Source organism: Pseudomonas sp. (assembly GCF_040514055.1).
GTDB lineage: Bacteria > Pseudomonadota > Gammaproteobacteria > Pseudomonadales > Pseudomonadaceae > Aquipseudomonas.
Genome location: NZ_JBEVDL010000064.1, coordinates 290,204 through 304,392, shown reverse-complemented (window position 1 = coordinate 304,392; position 14,189 = coordinate 290,204). Strand labels below are relative to the sequence as shown.

Below are 14,189 nucleotides of genomic sequence, written 5' to 3'. Positions count from 1 at the left end.
GTTCCTAGGGTACGCCGGTCAGCCCAGCAGCGAGATATCGGCTACCCCGAGGAACAGCCCGCGCAACTGCGCCAACAAGGCATAGCGGTTGGCCCGTACCGCGGCGTCCTCGGCATTGACCAGCACCGCCTCGAAGAAGGCATCCACCGGTTCGCGCAGGCTGGCCAAGCGTTCCAGCGCCTCGCGGTACTGACGCGCAGCGGCCAGCGGCGCGACGCCTTCGGCGGCGGCGGCCACGGCCTGGGCCAGGGTTTTCTCCGCGTCTTCCTGCAGCAAGCCGCTGTCCACCGCAGCCGGGACTTGCCCCTCGAACTTGCCCAGCAGGTTGGAGACCCGCTTGTTGGCGGCGGCCAGGGCGGCGGCTTCGCTGCGGGCACGGAAGGCCTGCACCGCTTGCACACGTTGGTCGAAATCCAGTGGCGCGCTGGGCGACAGGGCGCGCACAGCCTGGTAGACACTGACCTCGATGCCTTCGTCCTCGTACCGGGCGCGCAGGCGATCGAAGATAAAGTCCTGCACCTGGACGGCGAGGCCCTCGGTCTTGACCTTGTCGCCGAACTGCCCGATGGCGAACGCCACGGCGTTCAGCAAATCCAGGTCCAGGCGTTTTTCGATCAGGATCCGCAGTACCCCCAGGGCGGCGCGGCGCAGCGCATAGGGGTCCTTGCTGCCGGTGGGCAGCATGCCGATGCCAAAGATGCCGACCAGGGTGTCGAGCTTGTCAGCCACCCCGACCGCGGCACCGGTCAGGGTGCCCGGCAGTTCGGCGCCAGCGCCACGGGGCATGTACTGCTCGTTGAGGGCCAAGGCGACATCCTCGGCCTCGCCATCGTGTTTGGCGTAGTAGTAGCCGGCGATACCCTGCATCTCCGGGAACTCGCCGACCATTTCGGTGGCCAGGTCGCATTTGCTCAGCAGGCCGGCCCGGGCGGCGCGTGTCGCGTCGCCGCCGATCCGCTCGGCGATAAAGGCGGCCAGGGCCGAGACCCGCACCGCCTTGTCATGCACCGAGCCGAGTTGGGCCTGGAACACCACGTTGGCCAGGCGCGTGTTGAAGCTTTCCAGTTTCTGCTTTTTGTCCTGTTTGAAGAAGAACTCGGCGTCGGTCAGGCGCGGTCGCACCACCTTCTCGTTGCCGGCGATGATCTGCGCCGGGTCCTTGCTTTCCAGATTGGCCACCGTGATAAAGCGCGGCAGCAGCTTGCCCTGGGCATCCAGCAGGCAGAAGTACTTCTGGTTGTCCTGCATGGTGGTGATCAGGGCTTCCTGGGGCACCTCGAGGAAACGCTCCTCGAAGCTGCAGACCAGCGGTACCGGCCATTCCACCAGGCAGGCCACTTCGTCCAGCAGCGCTGGCGGCACTATGGCCGTGCCCTGCTGCTCGGCTGCCAGCACGGCGACACGCTGGCTGATCAGCTCGCGGCGCTCACCCAGGTCGGCCAGCACGTAGGCGGCACGCAGGTCGTCCAGGTAGCTGGCTGGCGAGGCGATGGCAACCGCTTCGGGATGGTGGAAGCGGTGACCGCGGGAGTCGCGACCTGCTTTCTGGGCGAGGATCTCGCATTCGATCACCGCGTTGCCAAAGAGCATTACCAGCCACTGGGTCGGACGGACGAATTCTTCCTTGCGCGCCCCCCAGCGCATGCGCTTGGGTATCGGTAGTTCGTTCAGCGAGGTGCTGACGATGGCGGGCAGCAGCTCGGCGGCGGCCTGGCCGGGAATCTGCTGGCTGTACTTGAGCTTGGGCCCGCTGCGGTCGATGGCCGCGATGTCGACGCCGCATTTTTTGGCGAAGCCCAGGGCGGCCTGGGTCGGCTTGCCCTCGGCATCGAAGGCGGCCTGCACGGGCGGACCATCGAGGTTCAGGCTGCGATCCGGTTGTTGCACGGCCAGGGCCAGCACACGTACCGCCAGGCGCCGTGGGGCGGCGAACACCTGGGCTTCGGTGTAGGCCAGACCAGCGGCTTTCAGGCCTTTTTCGATCCCGCCGAGGAAGGCCTCGCCGAGGCTCTTGAGGGCCTTGGGCGGCAGCTCTTCGGTGCCCAGTTCGACCAGGAAATCCAAGGAATCGCTCATTGCATCGCCTCCAGCTTGGCCAATACTTCGTCACGCAATTCGGGGGTGGCCATGGGGAAGCCGAGTTTGGCCCGCGCCAGCAAATACGCCTGGGCGACCGAGCGCGCCAGGGTCCGCACGCGCAGGATGTACTGCTGGCGCGCGGTGACCGAGATGGCCCGGCGTGCATCCAGCAGGTTGAAGGTGTGGGACGCCTTGAGGACCATTTCGTAACTGGGCAGCGGCAGTGGCTGTTCCAACTCGATCAGGCGCTTGGCTTCGCTTTCGTAGAAATCGAACAACTCGAACAGCTTGTCGACGTTGGCGTGTTCGAAGTTATAGGTGGATTGCTCCACCTCGTTCTGGTGGAACACGTCGCCGTAGGTCACCTTGCCGAACGGGCCGTCGGCCCAGACCAGGTCATAGACCGAGTCCACGCCCTGCAGGTACATGGCCAGGCGTTCCAGGCCATAGGTGATCTCGCCGGTCACCGGGTAGCATTCGATGCCGCCGGCCTGCTGGAAGTAGGTGAACTGGGTGACTTCCATGCCGTTGAGCCAGACTTCCCAGCCCAGGCCCCAGGCGCCCAGGGTCGGCGATTCCCAGTTGTCTTCGACGAAGCGCACGTCGTGCACCAGGGGATCGAGGCCGACGTGTTTCAGCGAGCCCAGGTAGAGCTCCTGGAAGTTGTCCGGGTTGGGTTTGAGCACCACCTGGAACTGGTAGTAATGCTGCAGGCGGTTGGGGTTCTCGCCGTAGCGGCCGTCAGTCGGACGACGGCTGGGCTGCACATAGGCGGCGTTCCAGGTTTCCGGGCCGATGGCGCGCAGAAAGGTGGCGGTGTGAAAGGTGCCGGCGCCCACTTCCATATCGTAGGGCTGGAGCACCACGCAACCTTGCTCGGCCCAGTACTGCTGCAGGGCGAGGATCAAGTCTTGGAAGGTGCGCACGGCAGGCGTAGTCTGGCTCACGGAAAATTCACCTGTACTGATGAGGCTGCGACAGAAAGGGCGGGAGTATAACCCGATTCCCCGATGCCTCCACCGCCCTGGAAGGCTTATGCCACGCTGCTTTTGGTGTACCGACGATCCGCTTTACATCCACTACCACGACCACGAATGGGGCGTGCCGCTACGCGACGGCCAGCGGCTGTTCGAGTTGCTGCTGCTGGAGGGCTTCCAGGCCGGCCTGTCCTGGATCACCGTGCTGAAAAAGCGTCAGCGTTACCGCGAGGTGTTGTTCGGCTTCGACCCGCAACGCCTGGCGCACTTAAGCGACGAGGAGATCGACGGGCTGATGCAGGACCCGGGGATCATTCGCAACCGCCTCAAGCTCAGGGCCGCCCGGCAGAACGCCCAGGCCTGGTTGCGCCTGGCGGACCCGGTGGCGCTGCTCTGGTCCTTCGTCGACGGGGTCCCGCGGATCAACCACTTCGAGGCCCGCGGCCAGGTGCCGGCGATCACCGCTGAAGCCGAAGCGATGAGCCGCGCGTTGAAAAAGGCCGGTTTCACCTTCGTCGGCCCGACCATCTGTTATGCCTATATGCAGGCCAGCGGCATGGTCATGGACCACACCACCGATTGCCGGCGTTACGCCGAGTTGGCGGGTCGCGCGCCTCTATAGCGCGGGCGTGGTTACAATAGCGGCCCGCAACGATCAGGAGGTGCCCGTGGAGAAGCTCAAAGGAGCGCTGGTGGTGGGTTTTCTGCGCCTGTTCGCCCTGTTGCCCTGGCGCGTGGTGCAGCATCTGGGCGCTGCCATCGGCTGGTTGATGTGGAAACTGCCCAACGGCTCGCGCGAGGTGGTGCGGACCAACCTGGCCAAGTGTTTCCCCGAGCTCGATCCCGCGGCCCGCGAACGCCTGGTCGGCCAGACCTTGATGGACACCGGCAGGACCCTGACCGAAAGCGCCTGCGCCTGGGTCTGGCCGGCGCCCAAGACCATCGGTCTGATCCATGAGGTGCAGGGGGTGGAGGTGCTACACGCGGCGCTGGCCTCGGGCAAGGGTGTGGTCTGCATCGCCACCCACCTGGGCAATTGGGAGGTGTTGAATCACTACTTCTGTTCGTTGTGCAAACCGATCATTTTCTACCGGCCGCCCAAGTTGCAGGCGGTCGATGACCTGCTGCGGCGCCAGCGCACGCAGTTGGGCAACCGGGTCGCCGCCTCGACCCGGGAAGGCATCCTCAGTGTGATCAAGGAAGTCCGCAAAGGCGGCGTGGTCGGTATTCCGGCCGATCCGGAGCCCAGTCGCTCGGCCGGGGTCTTTGTGCCCTTCTGCGGGATTCAGGCCTTGACCGGCAAGTTTGTGCCCGGCCTGTTGGCGGGTGGCAAGGCCGAGGGCCTGTTTATCAACTCGGTGCGCCTGCCGGGCGGGGTGGGCTTCAAGGTGATCTTCGAGGCGGCGCCCGAGGCCATGTACAGTGAGGACGTGGAAGTGGCGGCGGCGGCCATGAGCGGCGTGGTGGAGCGTTACGTGCGGGCTTATCCGAGCCAGTACATGTGGAGCATGAAACGCTTCAAGAAACGTCCCGAGGGTGAGGCCAAGTGGTATTGAGCGCAGAGTGCGTTTGGCCGTCGTCGGCGCTAGAACATACGCGGTGAAAAGTGGCTAATTGCCGCTTTTTTACGCGCAGCACTGGGCGTTGAACCAAATATGCGGTATTAACGGCAGACCGTCGTTCAGGACCCTGCCCCATGGCCCAGCAGCGTGTACACCCCCGTACCCCAATGAAGTGCCGGATAAAGATCAGCCACCCGAGCTTTGGCGAGCTGATTGCCATGACCCTTGACCTGTCCAACGGCGGGGTTTTCGTCAAGCATCCCGACCTGGTGGCCCTGCCCCAGGGCACGCGGGTCACCGGCCAGGTGCAGGACCTGCCGATCGAGGCGCCGGTGCTGCAGATGGAAATCATGCGAGTGACCGGGGATGGGGTCGGCCTGCGTTTTATCGACGAGTGACCGTCAGTACTCGGCGCCTGGTGGGGTAGGCATCATCAGCACCAGGGGCTCGCACGCCGCCTGCCAACAGCCCCAGAAGAAGCGATCGCCGCCAGGCTGCCAGGTGCTGGCCGTGGCCGCTGGGTTGATCTCGAACCGCCAGGTTTGGCCATTGGCATCGCGCAAGCTGCCTTCGAGGTGGCACGGCATCCAGTCGAAACTGTCATGCAAGGCGCGGCTGTCCTGGATCTCGCTCAGGGCAAAAAACCCATTTGCCTGTTGCACCGATAATCCCCACGCCCGGCAGGCTTGCTCCGCCGATGGATCCTGGCGAGCCTGATCCGCCAGCTGGATGGCGCCGATGCGCTCGACCTGCAGGGGTTTTTGCGGCCCGCTCGCGGCCCAGCCGAGGGGGCTGCCCAGCAGGGCCAGGGCAAGAATCGAACGGACTGCGCTGCTGAACATGCTGTGCTCCCGGAATCACTGGGTGTGACGGTCGAGGCGCTTGAGAAACACCGCGATTTCCTTTTCCGCCTGCTTGTCGCCCTGCTCCCGGGCGCTTGCCAGCCCGTGCTCCCAGGCCTGCCGTGCGGCGTCGCTATCGCCCAAGGCGTGCTGGGCCTTGCCGAGCAGTTTCCAGGCCGCGGAGTAGCGTGGGTCCAGCGCCACGCAGCGCTGCAAATGCTCACGGGCGGCGGAGGCGTCGTTCTGGTCCAGGCAGGCCTTGCCAAGGCCGAAGCGCAGCAGGCTGTTGTCGACCCCCTTGGCCAGCATTTTTTCCAGGGATTCACGCATGCGGCGGCTCCGTGTCGATCAGAAAAAGGTCAGGCCGACCTGGAATAGGCGTTCGACATCGCGAATGTACTTTTTGTCGACCAGAAACAGGATCACATGGTCGCCAGACTCGATCACGGTAATGTCATGGGCGATCAGCACCACTTCATTGCGAATGATCGCGCCAATGGTGGTGCCCGGCGGCAAGGCGATGTCCTCGATCGCCCGGCCAACCACCTTGCTCGACTTGGCATCGCCATGGGCAATGGCTTCGATGGCCTCGGCGGCGCCGCGGCGCAGCGAGTGCACGCTGACGATGTCGCCGCGACGCACGTGGGTCAGCAGGGTACCGATGGTGGCCAGCTGCGGGCTGATGGCGATATCGATCTCGCCGCCCTGGACCAGGTCGACATAGGCCGGGTTGTTGATCAGGGTCATCACCTTGCGCGCGCCCAGGCGCTTGGCCAGCAGCGAGGACATGATATTGGCTTCGTCGTCGTTGGTCAGGGCCAGGAAGATATCGGCGTCGGCGATGTTCTCCTCCACCAGCAGGTCACGGTCCGACGCGCTGCCCTGCAGCACTATGGTGCTGTCCAAGGTTTCCGACAGGTAGCGGCAACGCGCCGGACTCATCTCGATGATCTTGACCTGGTAGCGGCTCTCGATGGCCTCGGCCAGGCGTTCACCGATATGCCCACCGCCGGCGATCACCACCCGCTTGTAGCTGTCGTCCAGGCGGCGCATCTCGCTCATCACCGCGCGGATATGGGCCTTGGCGGCGATAAAGAACACTTCGTCGTCGGCCTCGATCACCGTATCGCCCTGGGGCAGGATCGGCCGGTCGCGGCGGAAGATGGCGGCCACCCGGGTATCCACATTGGGCATATGTTGGCGCAGCTGACGCAGTTGCTGGCCCACCAGGGGGCCCCCGTAGTAGGCCCGCACGGCGACCAGCTGCGCCTTGCCGCCGGCGAAGTCGATTACCTGCAGGGCGCCGGGGTATTCGATCAGCCGCTTGATGTAGTTGGTCACCACCTGTTCCGGGCTGATCAGCACGTCCACGGGAATGGCGTCGTTGTGGAACAAGCCGGTCCGGGTCAAGTAGGCCGATTCACGCACGCGGGCGATCTTGGTCGGTGTATGGAACAGGGTGTAGGCCACCTGGCAGGCGACCATATTGACCTCGTCGCTGTTGGTCACGGCGATCAGCATGTCGGCATCATCGGCGCCGGCCTGGCGCAAGACCGTCGGAAACGAACCGCGGCCTTGCACGGTGCGGATATCCAGGCGATCACCGAGGTCGCGCAGGCGGTCGCCGTCGGTGTCGACCACCGTGATGTCGTTGGCTTCGCTGGCAAGGTGTTCGGCGAGGGTGCCGCCGACCTGGCCGGCGCCGAGAATGATGATCTTCATCGCGCAGTGTCCTTAGCCGCGGGGTTCGGCGGCGATCTTCATCAGCTTGGCATAATAGAAGCCGTCGTGGCCGTCGGGCTGGGTCAATAGCTGGCGTCCATGGGGCTGCTCGAGACCGAAAGGACCGGCGATCGCCAGTTCCCGCGCCCCGGGGGTGCGCTGGAGAAAAGCGCCGATGACTTCGCTGTTCTCTGTCGGCAGGGTCGAACAGGTGGCGTACAGCAGCACGCCACCCACCGCCAGCGTCGGCCAGAGGGCGTCCAGCAGCTCGCCCTGAAGCACCGCCAGGGCGAGGATATCCTCGGGTTGGCGGGTCAGCTTGATGTCCGGGTGGCGACGGATCACCCCGGTCGCCGAACAGGGGGCATCGAGCAGGATGCGCTGGAACGGTTGACCATCCCACCAGAGCTCGGTCCGTCGGGCATCGGCGGCGATCAGCTCGGCGCTCAGGCCCAGGCGCTGCAGGTTTTCCTCCACGCGCAGCAGGCGCTTGGCTTCCAGATCGATCGCCACCACCGCGGCCAGCTCGGGTTGAGCTTCCAGTACATGGCAGGTCTTGCCGCCGGGGGCGCAACAGGCGTCCAGCAGCCGTTGGCCCGGTGCCAGGTCGAGCAGCTCGGCGGCCAGCTGGGCTGCCTCGTCCTGCACGCTGATCAGGCCCTCGGCAAACCCTGGCAACTCGCGCACGTCGCAGGGGCTGGTCAGTACGATGCCGTCGCCGCTGTAAAGGCAAGCCTTGGCATCGATGCCTGCCGCCAGCAGTTGCGCCAGATAGTCCTCCCGGCTGCCGTGGCGGCGGTTGACCCGCAGGATCATCGGTGGATGGGCGTTATTGGCCGCGCACAGCGCTTCCCAATGCTGTGGCCAATGGGCCTTGAAGGCTTTCTGCAGCCAGCGCGGGTGGGCGGTGCGCGCGACCGGGTCATGCTCCAGTTCGGCCAGCAGGCTGGCGCCTTCGCGTTGTGCGCGGCGCAGCACGGCATTGAGCAGGGCCTTGGCCCAGGGTTTTTTCAGCTTGTCGACACAGCCAACGGTTTCGCCCAGGGCCGCGTGGGCGGGAATACGGGTATAGAGCAGCTGGTAGAGGCCGACCAGCAGCAAGGCTTCGACATCCTTGTCGGCGGCCTTGAAGGGCTTTTCCAGAAGTTTGTCCGCCAGCAACGCCAGGCGCGGCTGCCAACGGGCGGTGCCAAAGGCCAGGTCCTGGGTCAGGCCACGGTCACGGGCGGCGACCTTGTCCAACTGGCTGGGCAACGAACTGTTGAGCGAGGCCTTGCCCGCCAGCACCGTGGCCAGGGCGCGGGCGGCGGCCAGGCGCGGATTCACGCCGGTGCTCCCAGGCGAGTACCCGGGGCGAAGTGTTCGCGGCGGCTGTTGAACAGGTCGGCAAAGGCCAGCGGCTTGCCGCCGGGCAATTGCAAGCGGGTCAGGCGCAGCGCACCTGCGCCGCAGGCGACGGTCAGGCCGTCGCGCGTGGCCTCGAGCACGGTCCCCGGCTCGCCCTGGCCTTCGCCCAATTGAGCACCGAGCACTTTCAGGGCTTCGCCGTGCAAGGTGCTGTGGCACACCGGCGTGGGGTTGAACGCGCGAATCTGCCGTTCCAGTTCGACGGCCGGGCGATTCCAGTCCAGACGGGCCCCGTCCTTGCTCAGTTTGTGCGCGTAGGTGGCCAGTGCATCGTCCTGCACTTCGCCGACCAGGGTGCCCTCCGCCAGAGCCGCGATCGCCTCGACCAAGGCCTGGGCGCCGAGGGTCGCCAGGCGGTCGTGCAGGCTGCCGCCGGTATCGTCGCAGGCGATGGGCGTGTGCACTTTCAGCAGCATCGGTCCAGTGTCCAGGCCGGCTTCCATTTGCATCACCGTCACTCCGGACTCCGTATCGCCCGCCTCGATCGCCCGCTGGATCGGTGCCGCGCCGCGCCAGCGTGGCAACAGCGAGGCGTGGCTGTTGATACAGCCCAGCCGCGGCGTATCGAGCACGGCCTGGGGCAGGATCAAGCCATAGGCCACCACCACCAGCAGGTCCGCCTGCAGCGCCGTCAATTCGGCCTGAGCCCCGCTATCGCGCAGGGTCTGCGGCTGGTAAACCGCGATGCCGTGCTGCTGGGCCAGTTGCTTGACCGGGCTGGGCATCAGCTTCTGCCCACGGCCGGCGGGGCGATCCGGTTGGCTGTACACGCCGACGACCTGCAGGCCATGTTCCAGCAGGGCCTGCAGGTGCTGGGCAGCGAAGGCGGGGGTGCCGGCGAAGACAATGCGCACGGGAAGCTCCAGAAAAGAAAAAGGCTTGCCGCAGCAAGCCTTGGGTCGAAGGGGTCAGGCTTGCTGGCGGTGCTGCTTTTCCAGCTTTTTCTTGATCCGGTCGCGCTTGAGGGTCGACAGGTAATCGACAAACAGCTTGCCGTTGAGGTGGTCACATTCGTGCTGGATGCAGACCGCGAGCAGCCCTTCGGCCAGCAACTCGAAGGGCTGGCCATCGCGGTCCAGCGCCTTGATCCGCACTTTTTGCGGACGGTCGACGTTTTCGTAGAAGCCAGGTACCGACAGGCAGCCTTCTTGGTACTGCTCCATTTCGTCGGTCAGGAACTCGAATTCGGGGTTGATAAAGACCCGCGGTTCGCTCTTGTCCTCGCTGATATCCATCACCACCAGACGTTTGTGCACGTTGACCTGGGTGGCCGCCAAGCCGATACCGGGAGCGGCGTACATGGTCTCGAACATGTCGTCGATCAGCTGGCGCAAGGCGTCGTCGACCACATCCACCGATTTGGCGATGGTACGCAGACGTGGATCGGGAAATTCAAGGATGTTTAGGATTGCCATATGCGTTGTGTGATGCACTTGTGGAATAAAGTCAAAATCCGCTGCTAAGATGATGAGCAGCATTGAAAAACGGCTTCACGCCGTGCCCTCAAGGGTAAGTCACGGCGCTAGGGCGCTCCACGCGAAGACACATAATAAAGGGATTCACCGCATGAGGAAATCACTACTCGCCCTGCTACTCCTCGCCGCGGGTGGCTTGGCCCAGGCCGAAGTGCAGCTCAAGGAGGGTCATCCGGACCGCTATACCGTGGTCAGGGGCGACACACTTTGGGATATTTCTGGCAAGTTTCTTCGTCAGCCGTGGAAGTGGCCAGAAATCTGGCACGCTAACCCACAGGTGGAAAACCCGCACCTGATCTACCCGGGCGATCAATTGAGTTTGGTCTATGTAGATGGCCAGCCACGCTTGATGCTCAATCGGGGTGAATCCCGTGGTACCGTCAAATTAACGCCAAATGTGCGCAGCACCCCGATGGCCGAGGCTATTCCGACCATCCCGTTGGAAGCGATTAACAGTTTTCTCATCGCCAACCGGATCATGGACACGCCCGAAGAGTTTCTGGCCGCACCCTATATCGTCGCGGGCAACGCCGAGCGCGTGATCAGCGGCGCGGGTGACCGTATCTATGCGCGCGGCTTGTTTGACCCGGAAAACAAGGTGTACGGGATTTTTCGTCAGGGCAAAACCTATACGGATCCCGACACGAATGAACTCCTCGGTATCAACGCCGACGACATCGGTGGGGGCGAGGTGGTGGCCGACGAGGGCGATATCGCCACCCTGGAGTTGAACCGTTCGACTCAGGAAGTCCGTCTGGGCGACCGCCTGTTTCCTACCGAAGAGCGCGCGATCAATTCGACCTTCATGCCTAGCGCACCGGAGGCGGATGTCGACGGTCTGATCATCGACGTGCCGCGTGGGGTGACCCAGATCGGTCAGTTCGACGTGGTGACCTTGAACAGAGGCAAACGCGACGGGTTGAGCGAGGGTAATGTATTGGCCGTGTTCAAGACCGGCGAAACGGTGCGTGATCGCATCACCGGTGAGTCAGTGAAGATTCCCGACGAACGTGCCGGCTTGCTGATGGTGTTCCGTACCTACGAAAAACTGAGTTACGGGTTGGTATTGAATGCCTCTCGCTCACTGGCGTTGAAGGATCAGGTCCGCAATCCCTGATCGGCGCTACGCTGGACAAGAACCCCCGCTCACCCGGGGGTTTTTTTATCCCGCCACAACACCGCCGCCTGGTGCGGCGCGACCGATCAAGGATGATCGCCATGTCGCATTCTTCATTTCAGGCGGTCTCGCCCGCCGAACAGGAAGCCCGCCTGCGTCTGCATGCGCTGCCGCAGTTGGGCCCACGACGCTTTTATCGCCTGCTCGAAGCTTTTGGTACCGCCGCGGCCGCACTTAGCGCTCCCGCCGCTGCGTGGCTGGCGTTGGGGCTGCCATCGAGTTGTGCCGAGCCCCGGCGCAGCGCGCCGGTACGTGACAGCGCCAGCGCTGCGCTGCGCTGGCTGGAACAGCCGAATCAACACTTGCTGATGTGGGATGACCCGGCTTACCCAGCACTGCTGGCCGAGCTACCGGATGCGCCGCCGCTGTTGTTCGTGGCCGGGGCGCCGGCGATTCTGGAACGCCCGCAGCTGGCGGTGGTGGGCAGTCGACGGGCTTCGCGCCCGGGGCTGGACACTGCACGGGCCTTTGCCCGCAGCCTGGCGGCCGCCGGCTTTGTAATCACCAGCGGCTTGGCCCTGGGGATCGACGCGGCGGCGCATCAGGGGGCATTGGATATGAACGGCGCCACGGTGGCGGTGTTGGGCACCGGACTCGAGCGGCTGTATCCGCGCCAGCATCGTGGACTGGCGGCGGCGATCATCGAACAGGGCGGCGCGCTGATCAGCGAATTTCCCTTGGACTGCCCACCTCAGGCGAACAATTTCCCCCGGCGCAATCGCCTGATCAGCGGCTTGTCCCTGGGCGTGCTGGTGGTGGAAGCCAGTCCCTCCAGTGGCTCGCTGATTACGGCCCGGTTGGCCGCTGAGCAAGGGCGCGAGGTCTATGCGATTCCCGGCTCCATTCATCATCCGGGTGCTCGCGGTTGCCATCAATTGATTCGCGAGGGCGCTGTCCTGGTGGAAAGCGTCGAGCATATCCTGGAAACCCTGCGCGGTTGGCAGGCGCTGCCGCCGATGTCCGCTCCATTGGCACTGGAGCCCGACCCGCTGCTGTGCCTGTTGGCCGCGGCACCCCAGGCCGGCGAGGCCCTGGCGGCCGCCAGCGGCCTGCCGCTGCCCCAGGTGCTGGCGGCACTCAGCGAGTTGGAGTTGCAGGGCAAGGTGGCGCAGCAGCAAGGGTGTTGGAGCTTGCGCCCCGGGCCCTGGATACCCGGCTGAGTATCGGCGCCCCACCGGGCATGGCTGTTGTGCCGACCTGCAGACTGAGCTTGGTACACTGTGCCGAGGATAAATCTGGAGAACGCACGATGGTCAGCAGGTGGCAGCTACAACAGGTGGCAAGGGCGGTGCACGCCGGTGGTGTGGTGGCCTACCCGACCGAGGCCGTCTGGGGCCTGGGCTGTGACCCCTGGGATGAGGACGCCGTGTATCGCCTGCTGGCGATCAAGGAGCGGCCACTGGCCAAGGGCTTGATCCTGGTGGCGGGCCATATTGACCAGTTCGATTTTCTGCTCGATGAGTTTCCTGAACGCTGGCTGGAGCGGCTGGCCAGTACCTGGCCAGGCCCCCACACCTGGCTGGTACCCCACCAGAATCGCCTGCCCGCCTGGATCGTCGGGCAGCATGCCAGCGTGGCCTTGCGGGTCAGTGCCCACCCCGGCGTGCGCGCCCTCTGTGCCCGGACCGGCCCACTGGTGTCCACTTCGGCCAATCCGGCCGGACGCCCGGCGGCGCGCACCCGGTTGCGGGTCGAGCAGTATTTTCGTGGGCAGCTGGACGCCGTGCTCGGCGGCGCCCTGGGCGGGCGCAAGAACCCCAGCCTGATCCGCGACCTGATCAGCGGTGATGTGGTGCGGCCGGCTTAGGCTGGGTAGCGCCGTTTTTTGGCGAAACCCTGCGGGTCAATTAGCAGGGTTTCACTTCGCTCTACACCAGCCTACGGCAGCAAAATCGTCGAACCGGTGGTCTGTCGGGCCGAGAGTGCCCGTTGTGCTTCGGCCGCATCCCGCAAAGCGAAGCGCTGGCTGATCTCCACCTGCACTTGGCCGCTTTCGAGCATGGCGAAGAGTTCATCGGCCATCGCCTGCAAATGCTCGGGCGTGTCGGCATAACTGGCCAGGGTCGGGCGGGTCACGTACAGCGAGCCCTTTTGCGAAAGCACCCCGAGATTGACCCCGGTCACCGCGCCCGAGGCGTTGCCGAAGCTCACCAGCAGGCCGCGGGGCGCCACGCAATCGAGCGAACGCTCCCAGGTGTCGCGCCCGACGCCATCGTAGACCACCGGGCATTTGCGCCCCTCGGTCAGGTCCAGCACCCGCTGCACCAGGTCTTCCCGGCTGTAATCGATGGTGGCCCAGGCGCCCAGGCGCAAAGCCTGGTCGGCCTTTTCGGCGCTGCTGACCGTGCCGATCACTTTGACCCCCAGCGCCCTGGCCCATTGGCAGGCCAGCGAGCCCACGCCCCCGGCGGCGGCGTGGAACAGCACGGTCTCGCCGCCCTGCAGGACATAGGTCTGGCGCAGCAGATACTGCACGGTCAGGCCTTTGAGCAGCACCGCCGCGGCCTGTTCGAAGCCAATGCTGTCCGGCAGACGGATCAGCTTGTCTTCCGGTAGCACGTGCAACTCGCTGTAAGCGCCAAGGGGGCCGGTGGCATAGGCCACGCGGTCGCCGACCTGAAAGCGTTCGACGGCACTGCCCACCGCCTCGACGATGCCGGCCCCCTCGGTGCCCAGGCTCGAGGGCAAAGCCGGCGGGGCGTAGAGGCCGCTGCGATAGTAGGTGTCGATAAAATTCAGACCGATCGCCTGGTTGCGCACGCGCACCTGCTGCGGTCCGGGCTGAACCGGTGCATAGGCGCGGTACTGAAGGACCTCGGGACCGCCGTGGGCGGTGAATTCGATGCGGTGGACCATGACCGGTGCTCCTGGGGGCTGACGGAAGGCCCCCATGCAAACGCGTCGCTTGCCCCGGGTCAAGTCGGCGGCGCATCAGCCGGTGGTATGCT

The 14,189-nt window shown here is 65.0% G+C and carries 15 protein-coding genes; 6 read left to right on the top strand and 9 right to left on the bottom strand.

Going from position 1 to position 14,189, the window contains the following annotated elements; all coding sequences use genetic code 11:
* Positions 1-18 precede the first annotated feature (18 nt).
* Both glyS and glyQ read right to left on the bottom strand, forming a co-directional pair.
* A complete protein-coding gene (gene glyS / locus ABWY06_RS16155; RefSeq protein WP_353926577.1) occupies positions 19-2,076 on the bottom strand; it encodes a glycine--tRNA ligase subunit beta in 2,058 nt (685 codons plus the stop codon).
* Positions 2,073-3,026, bottom strand: coding sequence for a glycine--tRNA ligase subunit alpha (gene glyQ, locus ABWY06_RS16150; protein ID WP_353926576.1), 954 nt, complete (start codon positions 3,024-3,026; stop codon positions 2,073-2,075). The genes glyS and glyQ overlap by 4 nt, the downstream gene beginning before the upstream one ends.
* An 88-nt stretch (positions 3,027-3,114) precedes the next feature.
* Between glyQ and ABWY06_RS16145 the strand changes: the two genes are divergently transcribed.
* From ABWY06_RS16145 to ABWY06_RS16135, 3 genes are all read left to right on the top strand, one after another.
* A complete protein-coding gene (locus ABWY06_RS16145; protein WP_353926575.1) occupies positions 3,115-3,678 on the top strand; it encodes a DNA-3-methyladenine glycosylase I in 564 nt (187 codons plus the stop codon).
* 46 nt (positions 3,679-3,724) lie between these two features.
* Positions 3,725-4,612, top strand: coding sequence for a lysophospholipid acyltransferase (locus tag ABWY06_RS16140; RefSeq protein WP_353926574.1), 888 nt, complete (start codon positions 3,725-3,727; stop codon positions 4,610-4,612).
* 140 nt (positions 4,613-4,752) lie between these two features.
* A complete protein-coding gene (locus tag ABWY06_RS16135; protein WP_353926573.1) occupies positions 4,753-5,016 on the top strand; it encodes a PilZ domain-containing protein in 264 nt (87 codons plus the stop codon).
* Between the two features lie 3 nt (positions 5,017-5,019).
* Here ABWY06_RS16135 and ABWY06_RS16130 read toward each other — a convergent pair whose 3' ends face one another.
* The 6 genes from ABWY06_RS16130 to def are packed head-to-tail and all read right to left on the bottom strand — an operon-like array spanning position 5,020 to position 10,004.
* Positions 5,020-5,460 (bottom strand): hypothetical protein, encoded by a 441-nt coding sequence (locus ABWY06_RS16130; RefSeq protein WP_353926572.1) that lies wholly within the window; start codon positions 5,458-5,460, stop codon positions 5,020-5,022.
* Positions 5,461-5,475: 15 nt separating this feature from the next.
* Complete coding sequence (locus tag ABWY06_RS16125; protein WP_353926571.1) at positions 5,476-5,790, bottom strand: tetratricopeptide repeat protein; 315 nt, start codon at positions 5,788-5,790, stop codon at positions 5,476-5,478.
* 18 nt (positions 5,791-5,808) lie between these two features.
* Positions 5,809-7,182: a Trk system potassium transporter TrkA gene (gene trkA, locus ABWY06_RS16120; protein ID WP_353926570.1), complete on the bottom strand. Its 1,374-nt coding sequence runs from the start codon at positions 7,180-7,182 to the stop codon at positions 5,809-5,811.
* A gap of 12 nt (positions 7,183-7,194) precedes the next feature.
* Complete coding sequence (gene rsmB / locus ABWY06_RS16115; RefSeq protein ID WP_353926569.1) at positions 7,195-8,508, bottom strand: 16S rRNA (cytosine(967)-C(5))-methyltransferase RsmB; 1,314 nt, start codon at positions 8,506-8,508, stop codon at positions 7,195-7,197.
* Complete coding sequence (fmt, locus tag ABWY06_RS16110) at positions 8,505-9,455, bottom strand: methionyl-tRNA formyltransferase (RefSeq protein ID WP_353926616.1); 951 nt, start codon at positions 9,453-9,455, stop codon at positions 8,505-8,507. The genes rsmB and fmt overlap by 4 nt, the downstream gene beginning before the upstream one ends.
* A gap of 42 nt (positions 9,456-9,497) precedes the next feature.
* Positions 9,498-10,004 carry a peptide deformylase gene (def, locus tag ABWY06_RS16105; RefSeq protein WP_353926568.1) on the bottom strand — a complete coding sequence of 169 codons (507 nt, stop codon included), beginning with the start codon at positions 10,002-10,004 and terminating at the stop codon, positions 9,498-9,500.
* 151 nt (positions 10,005-10,155) lie between these two features.
* Between def and ABWY06_RS16100 the strand changes: the two genes are divergently transcribed.
* The 3 genes from ABWY06_RS16100 (at position 10,156) to tsaC (ending at position 13,048) form a co-directional block, all read left to right on the top strand.
* The gene (locus ABWY06_RS16100; protein ID WP_353926567.1) at positions 10,156-11,181 is read left to right on the top strand and encodes a LysM peptidoglycan-binding domain-containing protein; all 1,026 of its coding nucleotides are present in this window, start codon (positions 10,156-10,158) and stop codon (positions 11,179-11,181) included.
* A gap of 101 nt (positions 11,182-11,282) precedes the next feature.
* Entirely contained in the window at positions 11,283-12,401 is a 1,119-nt protein-coding gene (gene dprA / locus ABWY06_RS16095) for a DNA-processing protein DprA (RefSeq protein WP_502948212.1), read from the top strand.
* A gap of 89 nt (positions 12,402-12,490) precedes the next feature.
* Positions 12,491-13,048 carry an L-threonylcarbamoyladenylate synthase type 1 TsaC gene (gene tsaC, locus ABWY06_RS16090; protein ID WP_353926565.1) on the top strand — a complete coding sequence of 186 codons (558 nt, stop codon included), beginning with the start codon at positions 12,491-12,493 and terminating at the stop codon, positions 13,046-13,048.
* Between the two features lie 71 nt (positions 13,049-13,119).
* Here the strand turns inward: tsaC and ABWY06_RS16085 are convergent, their stop codons facing one another.
* Positions 13,120-14,097 carry an NADPH:quinone reductase gene (locus ABWY06_RS16085; RefSeq protein WP_353926564.1) on the bottom strand — a complete coding sequence of 326 codons (978 nt, stop codon included), beginning with the start codon at positions 14,095-14,097 and terminating at the stop codon, positions 13,120-13,122.
* Between the last annotated feature and the right edge of the window lie 92 nt (positions 14,098-14,189).

Bases quoted from the DNA above. Each gene is read 5' to 3' on its own strand.
- ABWY06_RS16145 (WP_353926575.1), top strand. From the start codon at position 3,115: ATGCCACGCTGCTTTTGGTGTACCGACGATCCGCTTTACATCCACTAC.
- glyS (WP_353926577.1), bottom strand. From the start codon at position 2,076: ATGAGCGATTCCTTGGATTTCCTGGTCGAACTGGGCACCGAAGAGCTG.
- trkA (WP_353926570.1), bottom strand. From the start codon at position 7,182: ATGAAGATCATCATTCTCGGCGCCGGCCAGGTCGGCGGCACCCTCGCC.
- ABWY06_RS16130 (WP_353926572.1), bottom strand. From the start codon at position 5,460: ATGTTCAGCAGCGCAGTCCGTTCGATTCTTGCCCTGGCCCTGCTGGGC.
- ABWY06_RS16085 (WP_353926564.1), bottom strand. From the start codon at position 14,097: ATGGTCCACCGCATCGAATTCACCGCCCACGGCGGTCCCGAGGTCCTT.
- ABWY06_RS16135 (WP_353926573.1), top strand. From the start codon at position 4,753: ATGGCCCAGCAGCGTGTACACCCCCGTACCCCAATGAAGTGCCGGATA.
- dprA (WP_502948212.1), top strand. From the start codon at position 11,283: ATGTCGCATTCTTCATTTCAGGCGGTCTCGCCCGCCGAACAGGAAGCC.
- ABWY06_RS16125 (WP_353926571.1), bottom strand. From the start codon at position 5,790: ATGCGTGAATCCCTGGAAAAAATGCTGGCCAAGGGGGTCGACAACAGC.
- ABWY06_RS16100 (WP_353926567.1), top strand. From the start codon at position 10,156: ATGAGGAAATCACTACTCGCCCTGCTACTCCTCGCCGCGGGTGGCTTG.
- tsaC (WP_353926565.1), top strand. From the start codon at position 12,491: ATGGTCAGCAGGTGGCAGCTACAACAGGTGGCAAGGGCGGTGCACGCC.
- def (WP_353926568.1), bottom strand. From the start codon at position 10,004: ATGGCAATCCTAAACATCCTTGAATTTCCCGATCCACGTCTGCGTACC.